At 67.1% G+C, this 18,115-nt stretch carries 11 protein-coding genes; 4 read left to right on the top strand and 7 right to left on the bottom strand.

Translation table 11 applies throughout. The features are described 5' to 3' along the window. Positions 1 to 17: 17 nt before the first annotated feature. From AWB65_RS05045 to recC, 3 genes are read right to left on the bottom strand one after another with little or no spacing between them, the layout of a single operon-like run. Positions 18 to 2,156 (bottom strand): AAA family ATPase, encoded by a 2,139-nt coding sequence (locus AWB65_RS05045; protein ID WP_235007511.1) that lies wholly within the window; start codon positions 2,154 to 2,156, stop codon positions 18 to 20. Further along, the gene (gene recB, locus AWB65_RS05040; RefSeq protein ID WP_087666107.1) at positions 2,153 to 5,842 is read right to left on the bottom strand and encodes an exodeoxyribonuclease V subunit beta; all 3,690 of its coding nucleotides are present in this window, start codon (positions 5,840 to 5,842) and stop codon (positions 2,153 to 2,155) included. The genes AWB65_RS05045 and recB overlap by 4 nt, the downstream gene beginning before the upstream one ends. Next, positions 5,839 to 9,249 carry an exodeoxyribonuclease V subunit gamma gene (recC, locus tag AWB65_RS05035; RefSeq protein ID WP_087666106.1) on the bottom strand — a complete coding sequence of 1,137 codons (3,411 nt, stop codon included), beginning with the start codon at positions 9,247 to 9,249 and terminating at the stop codon, positions 5,839 to 5,841. The genes recB and recC overlap by 4 nt, the downstream gene beginning before the upstream one ends. A gap of 211 nt (positions 9,250 to 9,460) precedes the next feature. On the opposite strand from recC, the gene AWB65_RS05030 reads away from it, so the two are divergent. Next, positions 9,461 to 11,986 (top strand): FUSC family protein, encoded by a 2,526-nt coding sequence (locus AWB65_RS05030; RefSeq protein ID WP_087666105.1) that lies wholly within the window; start codon positions 9,461 to 9,463, stop codon positions 11,984 to 11,986. Between the two features lie 9 nt (positions 11,987 to 11,995). On the opposite strand, the gene AWB65_RS05025 is transcribed toward AWB65_RS05030, so the two are convergent. Together AWB65_RS05025 and AWB65_RS05020 are read right to left on the bottom strand one after the other, a co-directional pair. Further along, complete coding sequence (locus AWB65_RS05025; protein ID WP_235007510.1) at positions 11,996 to 12,187, bottom strand: hypothetical protein; 192 nt, start codon at positions 12,185 to 12,187, stop codon at positions 11,996 to 11,998. Between the two features lie 94 nt (positions 12,188 to 12,281). Beyond that, a complete protein-coding gene (locus AWB65_RS05020; RefSeq protein ID WP_087656369.1) occupies positions 12,282 to 12,767 on the bottom strand; it encodes an Lrp/AsnC family transcriptional regulator in 486 nt (161 codons plus the stop codon). A gap of 124 nt (positions 12,768 to 12,891) precedes the next feature. Between AWB65_RS05020 and AWB65_RS05015 the strand changes: the two genes are divergently transcribed. After that, positions 12,892 to 13,419 carry a cysteine dioxygenase family protein gene (locus AWB65_RS05015; protein ID WP_235007509.1) on the top strand — a complete coding sequence of 176 codons (528 nt, stop codon included), beginning with the start codon at positions 12,892 to 12,894 and terminating at the stop codon, positions 13,417 to 13,419. 9 nt (positions 13,420 to 13,428) lie between these two features. On the opposite strand, the gene AWB65_RS05010 is transcribed toward AWB65_RS05015, so the two are convergent. Continuing rightward, positions 13,429 to 16,056, bottom strand: a complete 2,628-nt coding sequence (locus AWB65_RS05010; RefSeq protein WP_087666102.1) for a mechanosensitive ion channel family protein — start codon at positions 16,054 to 16,056, stop codon at positions 13,429 to 13,431. Between the two features lie 128 nt (positions 16,057 to 16,184). Next, positions 16,185 to 16,625 (bottom strand): BCAL1086 family glycoprotein, encoded by a 441-nt coding sequence (locus AWB65_RS05005; protein WP_235007508.1) that lies wholly within the window; start codon positions 16,623 to 16,625, stop codon positions 16,185 to 16,187. Between the two features lie 243 nt (positions 16,626 to 16,868). On the opposite strand from AWB65_RS05005, the gene AWB65_RS05000 reads away from it, so the two are divergent. Then, positions 16,869 to 17,450 (top strand): DJ-1/PfpI family protein, encoded by a 582-nt coding sequence (locus tag AWB65_RS05000; protein WP_087666101.1) that lies wholly within the window; start codon positions 16,869 to 16,871, stop codon positions 17,448 to 17,450. A gap of 162 nt (positions 17,451 to 17,612) precedes the next feature. Then, positions 17,613 to 17,921: a hypothetical protein gene (locus AWB65_RS04995; RefSeq protein ID WP_087666100.1), complete on the top strand. Its 309-nt coding sequence runs from the start codon at positions 17,613 to 17,615 to the stop codon at positions 17,919 to 17,921. Positions 17,922 to 18,115 lie beyond the last annotated feature (194 nt).

Raw genomic sequence — 18,115 nt, 5'->3', positions numbered from 1 at the left:
TGGCCGTGACCCCGGCATCATCGCCCGTCCCCCGCAATCTTCGCGATCCGTGCCGCGAGTCCCGAATCGCGCCGCGTCGGCGTCGCGACCGCTTGCGCGAAAATCCCCGGCGAGCCGATCACGTCGATGCGTTTCTTCGCCCGCGTGATCGCCGTGTAGACGAGTTCGCGCGACAGCACGCGATTGAACGTCGCCGGTAAGACGAGCGCCGCGTGGTCGAACTCCGAGCCTTGCGATTTGTGGACCGTGAGCGCGAACGCGGTGTCGTGGGGCGGCAGCGCGGCGGGCGAGACGTAGCGCAGCGTCGCGTCGGCCATCCGGAACGCGACGCGCAGCGCGCCGTCAGCGGCGCTGGGCATCGCGATGCCGATGTCGCCGTTGAAGAGGCCGAGCGCGTAGTCGTTGCGCGTGACGATCACCGGCCGCCCCGCGAACCACTGCGCGCCGAGCGCGAGCGCGGCGCCCGAACGCTCTCGGACCTTCGCCGCGATGCGCGCGTTGATCTCGTCGACACCGCGCGCGCCTTCGCGCGTCGCGCACAGCACGCGGAAACGGTTAAGCGCGTCGAAGAGCGCGGCCGGGTCCGACGCGCCGTCGAGCGCGGCGGCCAGCGCGTCGGCGTAGGGCGCGAAACCGGCGGTGAGGCGCGCGAGTGTGCGGTCGGAGAGCACCGGCGCGCTGTCGTCGATCAGGATGGCGGCGTGTGAGCCGCTTTCGGCGGCATGCGATGCGCGCGGCAAACCGGGCTCGGGCATCGCCAGCGGCGCGCTATGTCCGACACGTTCCGTGCTCTCTCCGGCCTCATAAGCCGCTCGCGGCAAACCCCGCCCCGCGCGTTCCCCTTCCCCTCGTGGATCGAGCACATGAAGCACTTCCAGCACCCCTTGCGGCGACCCACGCCGGATCGCGATCGACAGCCGCCCGATATCCGAATCCAGCCCGAAGCGATAGTTCCGCTCCAGCCAGACGACGCAATCGGTCAGCGGATTGCCTCGCCCTTCGTCCTCCATCACCGGATGCCACGGCTCGGGTTCCGTTTCGTGCAATGCGACGTAGCCTTCATCGATCAACAGGTAATCGGAATCGGCTTCTTGCGCATCCAGAGCGGATGCGGCCGCCTCACGCGGCAACGCCGCCACGAACCGCGCTGGCGCAACGGACAACCCCGCCGCGACCCTTGCCGCGCCCTCGTCGCTGAACACGGGCCGCGCGCTCAGTTCCGCGAACACCGCGCCCGCTTCGACCGCAGCCAGCTGGTCCTTGTCGCCGAGCATCACGAGCCGCGCGTCGGGCGCGACCGCTTCGAGCAGATGCGCGGCGAGTGCGACGTCGATCATCGACGCTTCATCGACGACGATCACGTCATAGGGCAGCGGATTGTCGCGATGATGACGAAAACGACCATTGATCTGGGTGCCGAGCAGCCGCTGCAGCGTGAACGACGTGCGCGGCAAGCGTGCCGCAAGCTCTGCCGGCAGCAGAACCGCCCGCTCGATCAGCGCTTCCTGCATGCGCTGCGCGGCCTTGCCGGTGGGCGCCGCGAGCGCGATGCGCAAGTTCGGGTTCTCGTCGAGCAGGCAGGCCAGCACGCCCACTACCGTCGTCGTCTTGCCTGTGCCGGGGCCGCCGCTCACGATCGTCAGCCGCCCGGAAAGCGCAACGAGTGCCGCGACGCGCTGCCAGTCGATATCGTCGTCCTGAGGCGGCCCGAAAAAGCGCGCGATGCGGGGACCGAGCGCTGTGGTCGCCGTCACGGCCGCAGGCGCGTGTCCTGATCGCGCGACGAGCGCCTGTGCCAGACGCCGCTCGTAATCGAAGTAACGCGCGAGATAGATGCGCTGCCCTTCGTCGATGACGAGCGGCAGCAAGTCGGCCGCGGCGCCCTGGCCGTCGCAGGCGACGCCGCTCGCGAGCAATGCCGCCCGCGCCGCCGCGACGCTCTCGCCGTAACGCTGCGCGAGCGCAACGAGCGACACGCACACGTGCCCCTGCGCCGTCGCGCGGCTGACCGCGAACGCAGCGCGCTCGGCCCACCGCGCGCCGTGCGGATCGGTGCCCACGCGCCGGGCAAGCGCGCCGATCCTGCGCGCGAAGCCTTCGGCAAGCGCGATGCCGTCGTCGGCGGAGATGGCGGCGGAAGTAGCGCGCGAGTTCATGCCGCTCCTCCCGACATCAACCGGTCGAGCGCCTCGACGAGTTCGCGCGCCGGGAGCGCGGCGTGCACGCCGGCCGAACGCTCCCCGTCGAGCCAGCCGGGCCGCACGCCGCGCACGAAAAGATACAAGTAGCCGCCGATGTGCGTCTCGTACGCGTAGCTCGCGAGCCGCGAGCGCAAGTAACGATGCAGCGCGACCACGTAAAACAGCGCCTGCAGGTGATAAGCGTGTGAAGCCATCGCTTCGTCGAGCGAGGCGGCGTCGTAGTCGGCGGGGGTATCGCCTAAATGATTCGACTTCCAGTCGATGATCCAGAAGCGCCCGTCGTGTTCGACGATCATGTCGATGAATCCTTTGACGAAGCCGCGCAGCGTGCCCGCCTCCAGCGCGACGTCGGGAAAACCGTGCGCGGCGAGCAGACGCCGCAGTGCCGTGAAATCGAGCGCCTGCGCCGGGAACAGGAATTCCAGCTCGTTCATGCGGCGCTTCGGCCCGATCGATGCAAGCCGCATGCCGGGGACGAGTTCGGTCGCGACCGTGTCGGCGATGAGGCGCGCCATCATCGACGGCAAATGTCGCCCGATGGCTTCGGGCGCTGGCGTGGGATGCTCGCGCAACGCCCGGTCGATCGCCTTAGGCCACGTCTCGGGCGCGGTGAAATCCGCAAGCTCGTACATCCGGTGCAGCAATTCGCCCGCCGCCGGGCCGCGTGGGAATGCGAGGATGTCATCGTCGGCGAGGACGGTTTTTTCGCGCGGCGGCTCGGCGCCCGCCTGCAGCGCGTCGATCGCATCGACGAGTTCGTCGTGATCGGGACGCGCGTCGGCGGGCTGCGGCTGGTTCGATTCGTCGCGCGCGCCCGCCGCGATCAACGAACTGAAGCTCGCCATCCGCCAGCGGTCGCGCAGCAAGCGCCGGCTCGTGCGCGCGGCCAGTGCGTGTTCCGAGCCGCGCGGGTTCACGAGCGGCTCGCGCGCCTCGATCACGGGCAGCGGCTCCAGCGTGATCGATCCGTTCGACTGCGTCGCGAGCGCCTGCCAGCCGGCAAGCACGTCCGTTTCTTCTGGCGGCTCCGTGATCCACGCGCCGAACTCGTGCCCCTTCCCCGCGACGAGCCAGTTCAGCACGCTGCGGCGCGCCTCCTTCGTCGAATGCTTGCCGACGAGATAGACGCCGCCGACCACATAGCAGCGATACACCGCGCGCGTGAGCGCCACGTAGACGAGCCGCGCGCGCTCCGCCGCCGCCTCCCGCGCGATGCTCGCCTTCGCGCGCTTTTCCGCTTCTTCGTCGATGCCGTAGTGGAGCACGGCATCGCCCGCGTCGTCGTGATACTCCTTCGCGTCCGGCAGTCCCGACGACGGCGGCTCGCGCAACGATCCGTCGTTCAGAAACGGACAGAACACGACCGCGTACTCCAGCCCCTTCGACTTGTGCACGGTCACGATCTGCACGAGATTGCGATCCGATTCGAGGCGCAACTGCGCTTCGTCGGCGGTGCCTTCCTCGGCGCGCTGGGCCGCGAGCCAGCGCAACGTCGGCGCGATGCCCGGCTGCGCCGCGCCGCGCGCCTGCAACAGCTCGGCGAGGTGATTGACGTTGGTGAGCCGGCGCTCGCCATCGACGCCCGCGACGAGCCGTTCCGCGATGCGCAACTCGCGCGCGAGCGTGCGCCACATCACCGCGAAGCCGCGTTCGTGCCACAGCGTCCGATAGCGCGAAAAACGCTCAACCCAGCTCATCGCGTCGCTTGCGGCATCGGCAGAATCGGCGTGTTCGAGGCGCCAGAGCGCGGCGGCATCGAGCCCGAGCCAGTCGGTCGCGAGCGCCGCGCGCAGGCGCCGCAAGTCGCCGGGCGTATCGATGGCGGCGAGCACGCGCTCGATCTGCTCGGCGTCGAGCGTGCCGAACACCGATGCCTGCGCCAGTTCCACACTGCCGACGCCCCACGCCGCCAGCACGCGCTTCACGAGGCTGCCCTGCTTGTGCGTCTGCACGAGCACGGCGATGCGTCCGGGCGAAAGCGGTTCGTCGCCGATCGTCACCTCGCCTTTCTGCGCGCCGCGCAAAAGCCGCACGATTTCGGCGGCGCATGCTTCGGCGGCGTCGCGTTGCGCACGGTTCTTGGCCAGCACCGAGTCGCCCTGCGGCAGCATCCACACGCAGAAGTCGGCGGTATCGGACCAGGCTGCAACCGGCGTGTTGTCGACGAACGGTGGCCGCTTGCGCGTACCCGCGCGAACCGGCTGGTAGTCGAGCCCTTCCAGGATGAAGGCGCCCGGATTCGCGCTGAACACGCGATTGCAGGCATCGATGATCGGCGCCGTCGAGCGTTGGTTCACCGCGAGCGTGTAACGCGCCGAAGCCGCCTCGCGCGCCGCCAGATACGTGTGCAGATCGGCGGCGCGGAAGCTGTAGATCGCCTGCTTCGGGTCGCCGACGAGGAAGAGCGGACCGGCCGGCGCGAACACTCGGTTGAAGATCGCGAACTGCAGCGGATCGGTGTCCTGGAACTCGTCGATGAGCGCGGCCGGATAGCGCGCGCGCAAAGCATCCGCAAGCCACGCGTGCTTCGTCAGCGCGTGGTACAGGTTCGAGAGCAGATCGTTGAACGACACGACGCGCCGCGTGCGCTTCCTCGCCGCGAGTTCACCCGGCGCGTAGTCGAGCCATTCGCGCACGATGTCGAGCCACAACGCGCGCTGCGCCGCCTCGGCCGCCTGCGCGGCGGCGGCGAGCGAATCGGCGTGATCGAAGAACGCGTGCTCCGGCGGCTCGTGCCTGACCTTCGTGCCTTTCTTCAGCGCCGTCGCGGTGAGCTTGAGCGCCTCTTGCGGCGGGGGCGCGTAGCAGTCGGCGTTCGCGAAATACTCGCCCCACGCCTTGATCGCGGCTTCGATCAGCGCGCGCTTGTGCGTCGTCTTGCTCAGCTTCGCCTCGGCCTCCAGCAGCAGGTTCGCGATGCCGTCGCGCTCCGCGTGCCACAGCGCGCACGCGGTATCGAAGATGGCTTGCGCGTCCGCCGATGCCACCGCTTCCAGATCGCCCCAGCGCAGCGCAGCGAGCGGCTTCTTCAGGCGTCGCGCGAGTTGCGCATCGAGCGAGCCCGGTCCCGCGCCCTTCGCCACCAGCCACGACGCGAACGAGCGCTCGCGCGCCGCCGCCGGCTCGACGCGCTCGCGCCAGAAATCGGCGGCGAGTTCGAAGCGTAGCGCGCTGTCGTCGGCTTCCATCTCCAGCGCGAACGGCATCGCGGCGGCAAACGGCGCCTCCTGCAGCGCGCGCTGGCAGAACGCGTGGATCGTGTGGATCGCGGCCTGGTCGAACGTATGCAGCGCGATGTGGATGCGCTTCAACGCCTCGTCGTGATGCACTTCGGCGAGCGTCGTCTCGAAAAGGCGTTCGATGAACGGATCACCCGAGGCATCGCCGTTCTCGATCGCGTGCGCAAGTTCGGCCAGACGCGCGCGAATGCGCTCGTGCAATTCGGCGGTCGCGGCCTTCGTGAAGGTGACGACGAGAATCTGGTCGGCGGCGAGCTTCTTTTCGAGCAGCAGGCGCACGTAGAGCGCACAGATGTTCCACGTCTTGCCCGTTCCCGCCGATGCCTCGATCTGGTTCACGCCGTCGAGCGGGCAGGCGAAGACGTCGAGTTCTTCAACGTTCAGATGCAGGGCGCCGTTCATGCGTCGCTCCGCAGGTGCAGGATCAGCGGCTCGAACACGAGTTTCGCGAGCGTCGCAAAGGTTTCGTCGAGCGTCAGGCTCGTGCCGCGAAACGCGATGCGCAGCGCGGCGTCGTCGGACTCGCTGCGCGTGCGATCCGAGAGCCACGCGCCCTCGGCCTTCGAGTCGCCCTCGGTCATCTTGAGCCACGCGCTCTTCGGGAAAAACCGCAGCGGCATGCGGCGCCCCGCGCGATAAAGCGCGGCGAGTGTGGCGAGATGGCTCAAGGGATCGTCGACAGGCGTCAACTCGAAATTCGACGACTTCGCGCCGCGTCCGTGCCACACGGTGCGGCGCGGGCCGTCGGGCAGCGCCGCGCAGTAGGCGAGATGCGCGAGCCACGCCGAAAGGTGATCGCGCGCACGCGGCGCGTCGTATCGGTAGATCACCTGTCCTTGCGGAGTCAGCAGATTCAGCGTGCCGCGCAGTTGCAGGTGTTGCGTCGCGTCCCGGGCGAGCGCCTCGTCATGCGCGCCGAAAAGCGCGACGCCCCCCGTGTCGGGCCAGCGCGGCGCGATATCGAGCGTGAACGGCAGGCGCGTCGTGCCCTCCTCCGTCGCGGTGCGCACGCGGTTTGCCAGATGATGCAGCGCGTGCAGTTCCTGCGATTGCCAGACGCCGCCCGTCGCGCCGCCCGGCATCTCGGGACTCGCCCTCGCGACGCGCCGCGCCCGCTCGCGCGCGGCGCTCTCGTCGTCATCGGTCATGTCGAGGAGCGCCGGCAGCACGCGCTCAGCGAGCGCATCGCGACCGCTGAAGTCGAGCTCGAACGGCTCGGTGTCGCCGAGTTCGCTCTCGGCGTCGAAGAGCGCGATGCCCAGCCGGTCGCGCAAAAGCGCGCGCGCAGGATGCCGCCAGAAGCGCACGAAATCGTCGAAGGCGACGGGCTCAGCTTCCTCCTCGGCGGGCAGCGGCTCGGCAAAAAACGTCACCGCCGGTTCCGGTCGACCGAGCGCCAGTGTGCGCGCGAGTTCGGCGCGCTCCGGCTCGTAAGTGAAAAGCGGCGCGCCAGGCTCGAAGTACTCGGGCGCGAACGGCTGCAACGGATGTTCGAAGACGAAGCGAGCGCGTTGTTCGGCCACTTCGCCCGGCGAGGCATGCGCGCCCGCCGCCGATTCCGCCAGATAGTCGAGCAGTTCGTCGATCAGCGCGGCGGGCGGGAGCGCGGCGTTGTCGCGGATGCTGCGGCCGGTGTAGGCGATCAGCAGCCGGTCGCGCGCGGAAAGCAACAGGTCGAGAAAGAGATTGCGCTCGTCGTCGCGGCGCTGGCGGTCGCCGAGCTTGCCGAACTTCGCCATCAGGTCGAATTCGTCGGCGCGCGCGAGGCTCGGCAGCATGCCGTCATCCATGCCGAGCAGGCAGACGACGCGATACGGCAGCCCGCGCAAGCTCGTGAGCGACGAAAACGTCACGCCGCCCCACGGCACGCCGCCGCGCGCGGGGTCGTCGAGGGCGTCGGTAAACGCGGTGCGCAGCACGGCGGCCGCAACTTCCGCTTCGCCCGCGCCTTCGCTCATCGCGACGATCAGCGCGTCGAGCGTGCCGCGCACGTCCGCGACCGAATCGCTGAACGCAAGGCCCGGGTGGAAGAAGCGTTCGAGCGAGTCGAGCATCAACTCGCCCCACGCGCGCGGCGTGCGCGGCGTCGAGACGCGCTCGGCGAAGGCATCGATGTCGTCGATGAAACGCGTCAGGCGCCCGAGCAGTTCGGCGTCCGAGCCGTTCGCGCCTTCGACCGGCAGCCACTCGTCGACGGGCGCGCCGCCATCAGGCAGCGCGTAGCCGAGAAAGAGGCGCGTGAGGGCGTCGGAGAACGTGTGGCGCGCGCTCGGCACGTACTCCGCCGACACCTCGGCCGGCGTGAGGCCGCGCCGCGCGCCCGCCGCCGCGAGCCACGCCTGCGCGGTTTCGAGCGCGGCGGCATCGATGCCGTAGCGCGCCGCGATCGCATCGACGCGCAGCCATTCGATCAGATCCGGCGCGCCGACGCTGCGTTCCGGCAATGCAAGCCAGTCGAGCAGCACGCGCGCGACCGGGTTCGCCTGCGATGGCGGCAAGCCTGTGATCCGGTACGGAATCCGCCGCCGATCGTTCGCGACGCCCGCGGGCGCCGTGCCGAACACGCCGTCGATCAGCGGACCGGCCGCCGCGAGATCCGGAAACGCGACCAGCACGTCCGACGGCTCCAGCCCTTCGATCGAATCGAACCAGCCGAGCAGGCGGTCGTGCAGCACTTCGAGCTGCCGCGAGAGACTGTGGCACGCATGCACTTCGATGCCTGTTTCATCGACGTCGCCGTCATCGACGGGATCGCTCAGTTCGAGGATCGCGTTCTGCACGCGCGCGAGCCACGTCGGCGCGGGGTTCGGCTCGAAAACGCTCGCCTCGCGAGACGCCGCGCTCTCCGTCAATTCGTGCAGCATGTGCAGTTGCGCCTGCGTCTGCCGTCCCCACTCGGCGAGCAGCGGATTGCCGACCTCCTGATAGTCGAGCTCGCCCTTCATCTCCAGTTGCTCGACGCGCGCGACGCTCACGATGTCGAACCAGAACTCCTGACACGGATTGATCGCGTAGATGCGCACGTCGATCCAGCGCGACAGCTCGCGCAAGAGCGCGATGTGCAGCGGCGGCATGGTCGGCAGCGCGAACACGCTGATGCGCCCGGGCCACTCGGCGCGCATTACGGCATCGAGATCGAGCTTCGACGACTCCGCGAGAAAGCGATACGCAGGCGGCGTCGGGTCGTAGCCGGTTTCATCGGCGCCAGCGGTCAGGTCGGCCAGCAGCGCACGCCACAACTCGGCCTGCCAGCGCTCGTCCTCGCGCTGAATCTCGCTTGCGCCTTGCAGACGCGGCCCGCGCAGATCGATTTCGCCCGCGCCTGGCGTCGCCAGGATCGAGCCGCCGTGCTGCCACTGCGTGAGCCACTCGGGGCGATACGTCAAATAGTGGTCGAAGACCGTCGCGATGCGGCGCGCGAGTTCGTAGCGCATCGAATCGTCGGCGGCGTGGAGATAGGACGCGAGCCGCGCTTTATCCTCGAAAAACGCCCCCGACGACGGCTCCGACAGCAGCCGGTAGCAGCGCCACGCAAGCCGGTCCGGCGCGAACGGCGAATGCACGGGCACGGTCATCACGCGCCCGATCTGCGCCCAGAGCCACTGCGCGAGATAGCCGAACTCCACGTTCGCGCAGATGCCGAAGCGCTCGGCCACATCGAGCTCGAGGCGCCGCCGCACGGCCGCGCTCGGCACGATCACCGGCTGGCTCGCGAACGGATCGCCGTTTTGCATCGAGAACGCGGCGAGGTCGTCGAAAAGCGCCTGCGACAGCGTTTCGTGGCGATTCGAATAGAACAGTTCGAGCATGGAGCCTGGAGCGGATTGCGCTGAGATTGCAGCGTTGGATCGGACGTTTCCGAATTGATGCGACAGCATAACAAAGGCCGAACGCGCGCAGAACCTGTCCGATCGGACGAGGTCAGAACCGTCTCCGGTTGCGTTAGACTCGAAGCCACTTTTGGGCGAGCCGGTCGCCGGAAGCGCCCGTTACACGAAAAAAGCAGCAAACAGGAAGTCGATGCCCTACTCGATCGAAATCAGGAAATTCATCTACAGCCAGTACTTTTTCGGCGGCCTGCGCATTGCCTTCGGCGTTTCGCTTCCGGCCGTCCTGATGCTGATCGTTTTTCACAATCGTGAACTCGGCTTCACGATCGCGACGGGGGCGCTCGGCGCGTGCGTCGTCGACATGCCCGGCCCGCTCAAGTACAAGCACAACGAGATGCTCGCGTGCACGGTGATCGGCTTCGTCGCCGCGCTGGCGACCGGCATCGCCACGGCCCACGTGCTCGCGCTGTGGATCACGGTGCTCTCGCTCACGTTCGTGCTGTCGCTCGTGGTGGTCTACGGCAACCGCTGGCCGCAGATCAGCTTCGCGACACTCTTCATGATGATCGTGACGCTGGAAGAACACTTCACGCCGATGCAGGCGCTCGTCAACGCGTCGTGGATTCTGCTCGGCGGCCTCTGGTACACCTACTGGGCGACGCTCATCAGCCACTGGCAGGTGTACCGGATCGAGCAGCAGGCGCTCGCCGAGAGCATCTTCAGTTGCGCGGAATACCTGATGGCGCGCGCGGATTTCTACGATCCCGACGCCGATCTCGACGAGTGTTATCGAAAGCTGATTGAAAAGCAGATCGCGGCGGTCGAGCGGCAGGACGCCGCGCGCGACATCGTCCTGCGCAATCTGCCGAAGCTGCAGAAAGGCAAGCTCCAGCCACGGCGCGCGAAGCTCTTCAATCTGTTCGTCAACGTGGTCGATCTGCACGAGTTCTTCGTCGGCGCGCATACCGACTACCCGCTCGTGCGCAACACGTTCGGCGGCTCGGACCTGCTGATCTTTTATCGCGATCTGATGCGCAAGGCCGCCGTCGATCTCGAGGAAATCGGCCTCGCCGTGCTGCAAAACCAGCCCGCTCGCTCGCGAATCAGTGTGAAGGCAGAACTTCGCGCGATCGAATACGAGCTCGAGTTGATGCGCAAGCACGCCCTGCCTGACAAGAATCCGGAAGCCTACGCGGCGGTCGCGGCGGTGTTCCGGCGGCTCTGGAGCGCGACGCGCCTCATTGACAGGATGCGCCGCCACACGCGCAGTGACGTCGACGTGACGGAGACCGAGATGAAGATCGACCACGCGATTTCGCGTTTCATTTCGAGCCGCCGCGTGCCGTTCATGCAGATCTTCTCGAACCTGACGATGGCATCGCCCAGCTTCCGGCACGCGCTGCGCGTGACGATCGCAGTCGGCGTGGGCTATTGGCTTGGGCGCATTTTGCCGCTCACCAACGCCTATTGGATCGTGATGACGACCGTCATCATCCTGAAGCCGGGCTATTCGCTCACCAAGCAGCGCAACACGCAGCGGATCATCGGTACGGCGATCGGCTGCGCGGCGAGCGTCGCGCTGATCCTGTTCGTGAAGGAGCCGCATCTGCTTCTGATCGTCATGTTCGCGTCGATGGTGATGAGCTACAGCCTGCTGCTTTTCAATTACACGGCGAGCGTCGTGTTCACGTCGGCGTTCGTGCTCCTGATGTTCCACTTGCTCGCGCCGGGGAGCTTGAGCCTGATCGGCGAGCGGGCGATCGATACGGTGGTCGGGTCTGCACTCGCGATCGCCGCGAGCCATCTGTTCCCGTACTGGGAGTACCGGCTGATGGGCAAGCTCGTCAACGACATGATCGCCGCGATGCGCAGCTATCTCGAAGCGAGCTGGTGGTGGAATGCGAAGCCGTCGGGTGGGCGTGGCGAGAAGGCCGAGGCGGGCGTCGGACGGGCCGCGCAGGCGCTTGCCGAAACGCAATCGGGCGCCGCCGTGTTCGCGGACAGCAATGCGGGCGCGGCCGTTCTTGCCGCGCCCGAGGGCCAGGCGGGCGACGTCGCCGTCGCCGCGCCGCCGCGCGTTGCGGAAAGCGCCGCGGCCGCCCAGGAAACGCCCGCGATGAAGACAGCCAACGCCACGGCGGCGAAACTGTCATCGGTGAGCGTCGGGGAAAGCACGGCTGCTGCGACGGGCGCGGGGGCATCGGCGGCGGCGACGGTCGCGGCAACGGCGCTCGATCGCGATTACCGCTACCGCTTTGCGCGCAAGAATGTGCATATCGCGTTTGCGAATCTCGGGCAGGCGTTCCAGCGGATGATGCTCGAGCCGAAGGCGCAGCAGAGGTTCGTCGCGGAACTCAACGATCTGCTCGTGCAGAGTCACGTCCTCGCCTCGCAGATCACGGCGGCCGCGCCGCTGTTGCAGTCGCTCGCGAACGTCGAGGGCTTTGCAAATGATCCGGTGCAGCGAGGACTCGGCGTCGTCCGGGAGAATCTGGCGCAGGCGCAGGCAGGCGTCGCGCCGCCCGACGATCACGGCGAGCAAGTGAAGCAACTCAGGCGCGATCTCGATGCGATGGTGGTCGCGGCCGAACGTGCCGAGAAGATGCCGAGCGATGCTGTTCACGATCTGAAGCTGCTCGCGCATCAATGCAAGCAGATGCTTGCCGCGTCGAACCTGATTCGCAAGGACGCGAGTTTGATCCGGCTGCCGGCGTAGGCTTGAGCGTTATTGCGAAGCGCCGATCACAGGCGTCGCCCGCTTCACATCACTCGCCGCCGATGGCTGCGCGTTCTGCCGCTCGAACTCGCGCTTCTCGCGGATCGCGTTGAAGAGCAACGTCCCGAGCACCAGCAGCACGACCACGACGATGAACACGCTGATCGCGCGCGTCGGGTTTTTCTTGGGGCGTCGGGGCATGCGGCGGTCATCTGACATGAAGGAGGCTCGGGCGTGGCGCGTGGGAAGAAGGCGCCATGTTACCCGGGCTGGGTTTCAGATGGATTGCTATGTCTTAACGGCCGAGGTCGGCTAAAGGCGGCGGCCGAACCGGCAACGCCGTCGAATATTTGATCTGCTCCATCGCGAAACTGGAACTCACGTCATAAAGCGGCACGGCGCGAATCAGCTCTTTATAGACGCGGTCGTAATCGTCGATATCTGACACCACGACCCGCAGCAGGTAGTCCGTCTCCCCGCTCATCCGGTACACCTCGACCACTTCAGGAATGTCGCGCACCGCGCGCGTGAAATCCTCCGCCCACGACTGCGTGTGCTGATTCGTGCGCACCGCGACGAACACCGTCGTCCCGACGCCGAGCTTTCTCGGATCGCAGAGCGCCACCTGCGCGCGGATCACGCCGGTCTCCTTCAGGCGCTGCACGCGTTTCCAGCACGGCGTCTGCGAGAGATTGACGCGCTGCGCGAGTTCCGCGATCGGCATCGTGACGTCGGTCTGCAGCAGTTCGAGCAGCTTGCGATCGATGAGGTCCATTCCCATACCGCCCACCTGATAGGAAATTATTCTATTTTTGGATGATTGCACGGAATTATATGGAAACTATTTCCGGATGCAAATGGGTATAAATGGATCTACGACGCAACGACAAAAACGAACCCGAATCATGATCCGCGATGCCCTTTCCCTCCAGGCGCTGACACGCTTGTCAAGCGAACTCGATGCCGCCCTCGCCGCTCCCGCCGACTTCCCGCAACGTATCCGCGCGGCTCTGCTCGCGGCATCGCAGGATAGGCAACTCCTGTCGCCTGCTCAGCGAACCAGCGACCCGCAAACCTACACGCGCCATCTACTCGCTGCCGATCCGCACGGCCGCTACGCCATCGCCGCGCTCGTCTGGGAGCCGGGCCAGGCGAGCCCCGTCCACGGCCACCAGACGTGGTGCGCCTACGCGGTGATCGAAGGCACGCTCGCCGAAACGCTCTTCCGCTGGGACCCGGCCACGAATCGCGCGATCGAAACGCGCCGCCATGCCCGCGAGCCGGGCGCCGTGTCGTACGTCGGCGCGGGACGGGGCGCGATCCATCAGTTGGGCAACCCGCCGGATTCGGGCCGGCGCGCGATGTCGCTGCACGTCTACGGCGTAGCGGCCGCGCAAATCGCAACGCACGTCAACGATCTCGTCGCCGTCTGATTCAGGCCGTCAGCCCTTGCCCGGCTCGGTCGCCGTCGGAATCTGCGGTGGAATCTGCACCGACTGGTCCGTCGGCGGCGGCGCGGGCCGCGGTTCGTGCGACACGTCGCGCGCCTTCGACACCGCGCTCTTCACCGCCGGCGACAACGGCTCCGGCTGCGGCGGCGCCTCCACCGGTTCCACCGCCGCAGCCGCGCGCGCCGATTCAAGCTCCTCCAGCACGTCGAACTCGTGTTCTTCGGAATGCGGCGCGGCGAAAACCGTCTTTTCGCGCGACATCTGCACCTGCATCTGCGGCACGGGCACGTCCATGCCGACCTCGTCCATCTTGCGCTTGATGCGCACGTTGAACGCCCGCGCGACACTCCACTGCTGCAGCGGTCGCGTCTTGATCTGCCCCTTCACGACCATCCAGTTCGGATCGAACCGGTCAAGCCCCCACACCTCGATCGGCCCAAGCATCTCGCGCCGGTAGCGGAAATCGGCCATCAGCTCGGCGCCGACTTCGCGAATCATCTGCGTGACCTTGTCGACGTCCGCCGAGAACGGCACACGCACCTCGAACACGGCATAAGCAAAATCGCGCGACAGATTTTTAACGATCTTGATCTGCGAGAACGGGATCGCGTGGATCGCGCCCTGCCCGTCGCGCAGGCGCACGGTGCGGATCGTCAGGCTCTCGACGGTGCCCGCGTGGCCGCCGTCGACCTCGATCGAATCGCCGACGGAAATCGTGTCCTCGATGATGATGAAAAGCCCCGTGATCAGATCGGCGACGAGCGACTGCGCGCCGAAACCGACCGCAAGGCCGATCACGCCCGCGCCGGCGAGCAGCGGCGTCACGTTCAGCCCGAGATTCGCGGCCGTCACGATGCCCGCGATCACCAGCAGCGCGACGAACACGACGTTGCGCACGAGCGGCAGCATCGTGCGGGCGCGCATGCTCGGCCCGCGCGACTTGCCGCGCGCGGCGTTCGGGTTGAGCGCTTCCTGGATCGCGGTATCGATCAGGATCCAGATCAGCCATACGATGAAGAACGTCATGATGATCGCGCTCACGGCGTGCGTGATGCCGCGGGCCGCGACGCTTTCCTCGGCGAGCTTCGCAAGCGAAAGACCCCAGAAGCGCGACGCCCCCTCGAAGAACGCGAGCCAGATGCCGAGCACGAACAGCGTGCCGACGAATTTCACGAGCCGCCGCACGTACGCCGATTGCCGGCGCGGCCGGTGCGCCTTCGGGCGCGTCATGCGCACGACGACCGCCGAGAGGAAGAACGCCACGACAAGCAGTCCGGCCGTCGCGATTGCCATCTGCAAGACGTTTTCCGACGTACCGATGCCGGCGAGCGTCGCGACCACCGACGCGCCCGCGAGCAGCAGCATCGGCACCTGCCACAGCGACGCGACGAACTCAAAGGTTTCCGTCGCCGCGCGCCGGCTGTGGCGCAATTCGTACGAGCGGCTGCGGATCAGGTGCGCGACCGGCCGCTGGAACGCGAGCGCGAAATACGCGGTCAGTACGGCCGCGCCCATGTTCGCGACCGTCGAGATCAGCGCCGCGAGATTCGTGCCGAGTTGCTGGGCGACGTCGTAGTTCGAGGCGGCATCGCCGAGGGCGCCGAGCGTGCCGATCAGGAACAGCAGGCGCCGCGCGTGATGGATCAGGATATCGACCGCGACGCGCCGGTGCGCCGAGCCGAACAGCGAAAACATGATCAGACAGATAGACGAAAATATCGCGCCCGCGACGATCGCGTAGGCGGTGACCATCGCGAGCGTGCGTCCGAGCGACTGCGGCATGATGCGCGCGAACGTGAGCGCGGCGAGGAACGCGACGAGGTACGGCGCCACGCGGCGGAGCGCGAAGAGAAGCAGCTCGCGCGTCGTCGGGTTCGGGCGCAGATGCGCCTCGATGCCGAAGCGCGCGTGAATGCGGCGCTGGATGTACAGCAGCAGGTACGCGCACGCGCCCCAGCCGGCGAACGTCAGGAAGAAATTGAGCGCCGTGCGGCCGAACGACTCGCGGCTGTGGCTCGTCACGATCGTGAAGAGTTCGTTGCCGGCGGCGTTGAAGCGGCCGCCCCAGTAGGCGAAGGGCGTCTTGCCGCGCTTGATGTCGGCCTCGACGTTCGTCAGCACCGACGCGATGGCGCCGAGCAGCCCCGCGTTCTGAGCGATCGCCGCCACCGCCGACGATGCCGCCGTCTGCGTGGCGCTCGCGCTCGCGGCGGCGGGCGCGCTGGCGCCGTCGCTCGCGGGTACTGCGGTGGCGGCCGGAGCTTGCGACACCGCCGCTTCGGCCTCGCGCTTCGCGTCGCGCAGTTTTTTCAGTTGCGCGACGAGCGCGGTGCGTTGCTTGTCGCTGTCGAGCGTGGTGATGATGCTGTCGAGCGAACGGACCATCTCGGCATCATCGACGGCGGGCGTGGAGGCAGCGGCCGGCGCGGACGCGGGTGCAGGCGGCGTGAGCAGTTCCTGGAACGTGGGCAGCGCGAGGGTCGGGCCGGCGGCATGGGCGGCGGGCGCGAGGAAAGCGGCGAACAGCAGAATCGCCGCGCGGCCACGCATGCGGCGGGCGACGGCGGCCGCAAAAGTCGAAAACAGGATCGCGACGATCGCCAGAGTGCTTGATTGCATAGCGGTCAGTGGAATCCGAAAGACCGCCAGTTTAGCCCTTCAGCCCCCGCCGACGCGCCGCGCGGACGTAACCGAATGTTATGCGCCTTCCGTCTGATAATTCATCAAAACACGCTGCAAGTCGTTGATTACTTGTCCATATCGGTACGGGTCTCGCTCGATTCCGCAGCCGACGACGCGCTCGCGCCCTGATTTCCCATGCCATCCTTCGCCGACCATTGCTGGAGCTTTTTACCGGCGGTTTCGAGCCCGGCACCCGTCGAACTGGCTGCGTTTGCGATCGCCGCGTTGGTCGCGCTCGCCGCGCCTTCGAAATTCGCGCGCGCCGTTTCGGCGACGCCGCTCGCCGACACGCTGGGCAACGTGCCCGCCTTGTCGAGATTATCTTGCGCGGCTTGCTTCGCGGCATCGACGTGCTGGCCGACGTAGCTCGCCGCCTGGTCAAACTTCTGGTTCGTCTGGCTCGCGAGGTTGTTGAGCGCGCTCGCGGCCTGTCCGGCCGTGGCGTCGTGCTTTTCACACGCGGCGAGCACGGCCAGCGCCGCGAGCGCGATCGCGATTCGTTTCAAGGGTTGGTTCTGCATCGTCGGGCCCATCCACATTAGGCGTGCGCGGGATTCCGCGCACGGTTCAGACCGGATCGCCGCGCCGGGCGCCAAGCAATCCGCTAATCTCAAAAACGCCCAAATGATACGTGATGTGCTCGATGAGCCTCGTTTCAGCGACGCGAAACTGTCAGAGCGGCGCGTGTAGACTCGTCGGTGGCTCGACTCGTCCGGCGCAGCCGGACTTCCACAAAACGGAGGTTATCGATGGCAGCAAAGAAGATTCTCTTCCTCACCGGCGATTTTGCCGAGGACTATGAAACGATGGTGCCGTTCCAGGCGCTGCAGGCGATCGGCCACAAGGTCGACGCCGTCTGCCCCGGCAAGAAGAGCGGCGAGCGCATCAAGACCGCGATCCACGATTTCGAAGGCGACCAGACTTACACCGAGAAGCCCGGCCACCTGTTCGCGCTCAATGCCACCTTCGACGAAATCGATCCGGCCAGCTACGACGCTCTCGCCATCGCCGGTGGCCGGGCGCCGGAATACCTGCGGCTGAACGATCGCGTGCTCGACATCGTGCGCCACTTCGCCGAGGCCAAAAAGCCGATCGCGGCCGTCTGCCACGCGGCGCAACTGCTCGCGGCGGCGGGCGTGATCGAAGGGCGGCGCATTTCGGCCTATCCGGCTTGCGCGCCGGAAGTGCGGCTCGCGGGCGGTGAATACGCCGATATCCCTGTCGATTCCGCGATCACCGACGGCCATTTCGTCACGGCGCCGGCATGGCCCGCGCATCCGGACTGGCTGAGGCAGTTCGTGGCGCTGCTCGGCACGCGCATCGAGTTATAGGAATGTGAACGGCGCGGGCGGCGGCGAGTCGCGTGGATAAGTGCCCACGCGGGTCGCCGCCGCTTTAATCCGTCACAATCTTTAAGACGTTTCCAGTTATCCCGACGCGGCGGGATTCGTATAGTCGCGGGTCAAATCCCGCCCTATACCAGAAATCCCGTCATGACCCTGATGAACCTCGTCGTCGCGCTCGTCGCCGCAGTGATCCTTTTCGAACCCTTCACGCGCGCGCCCGTCTCGCGCTCGATGCGCTTTTCCGCGCGCCGCAGCCGCGCGCGACGCTCGTACTTGCAGGCGGGCGTCGCGTTCACGGCCGCGATGATGGTCGCGACGAGTCACCCCGCTCCTCAGCATATTTCGCCGATGCTCGTGTTCGGCGTCGCGGCTGCCTTGATTCTCGCGAGCGTCTACTGGATGGTGCGCGGCAAGCGCCTGATGAAACCGCTGCGGATGTTCGCGGAACGACGCTAAGGCGTCGAACGGGGCGGTTGCCCCTTCTATCCCCCTCCCCTCAAGACGCAGCGCCGAGTGCACCCGGCGCTGCGTCTGTCTTGTTTTCGCGCTGCTGCAATCGGCTGCGGAATTCCTGAGCAACGCCCGCCCCCGCCCTTTGCACCGCCAAGTGAAATTCCACCTTGCGCGCGAACGATCGGCCGCCCATTATC

Origin of the sequence: Caballeronia humi (genome assembly GCF_001544475.1) — a bacterium.
Lineage (GTDB): Bacteria > Pseudomonadota > Gammaproteobacteria > Burkholderiales > Burkholderiaceae > Caballeronia > Caballeronia humi.
Note: the sequence above shows the minus strand (reverse complement) of the source record. Positions and strands in the feature narration are given on the sequence as shown.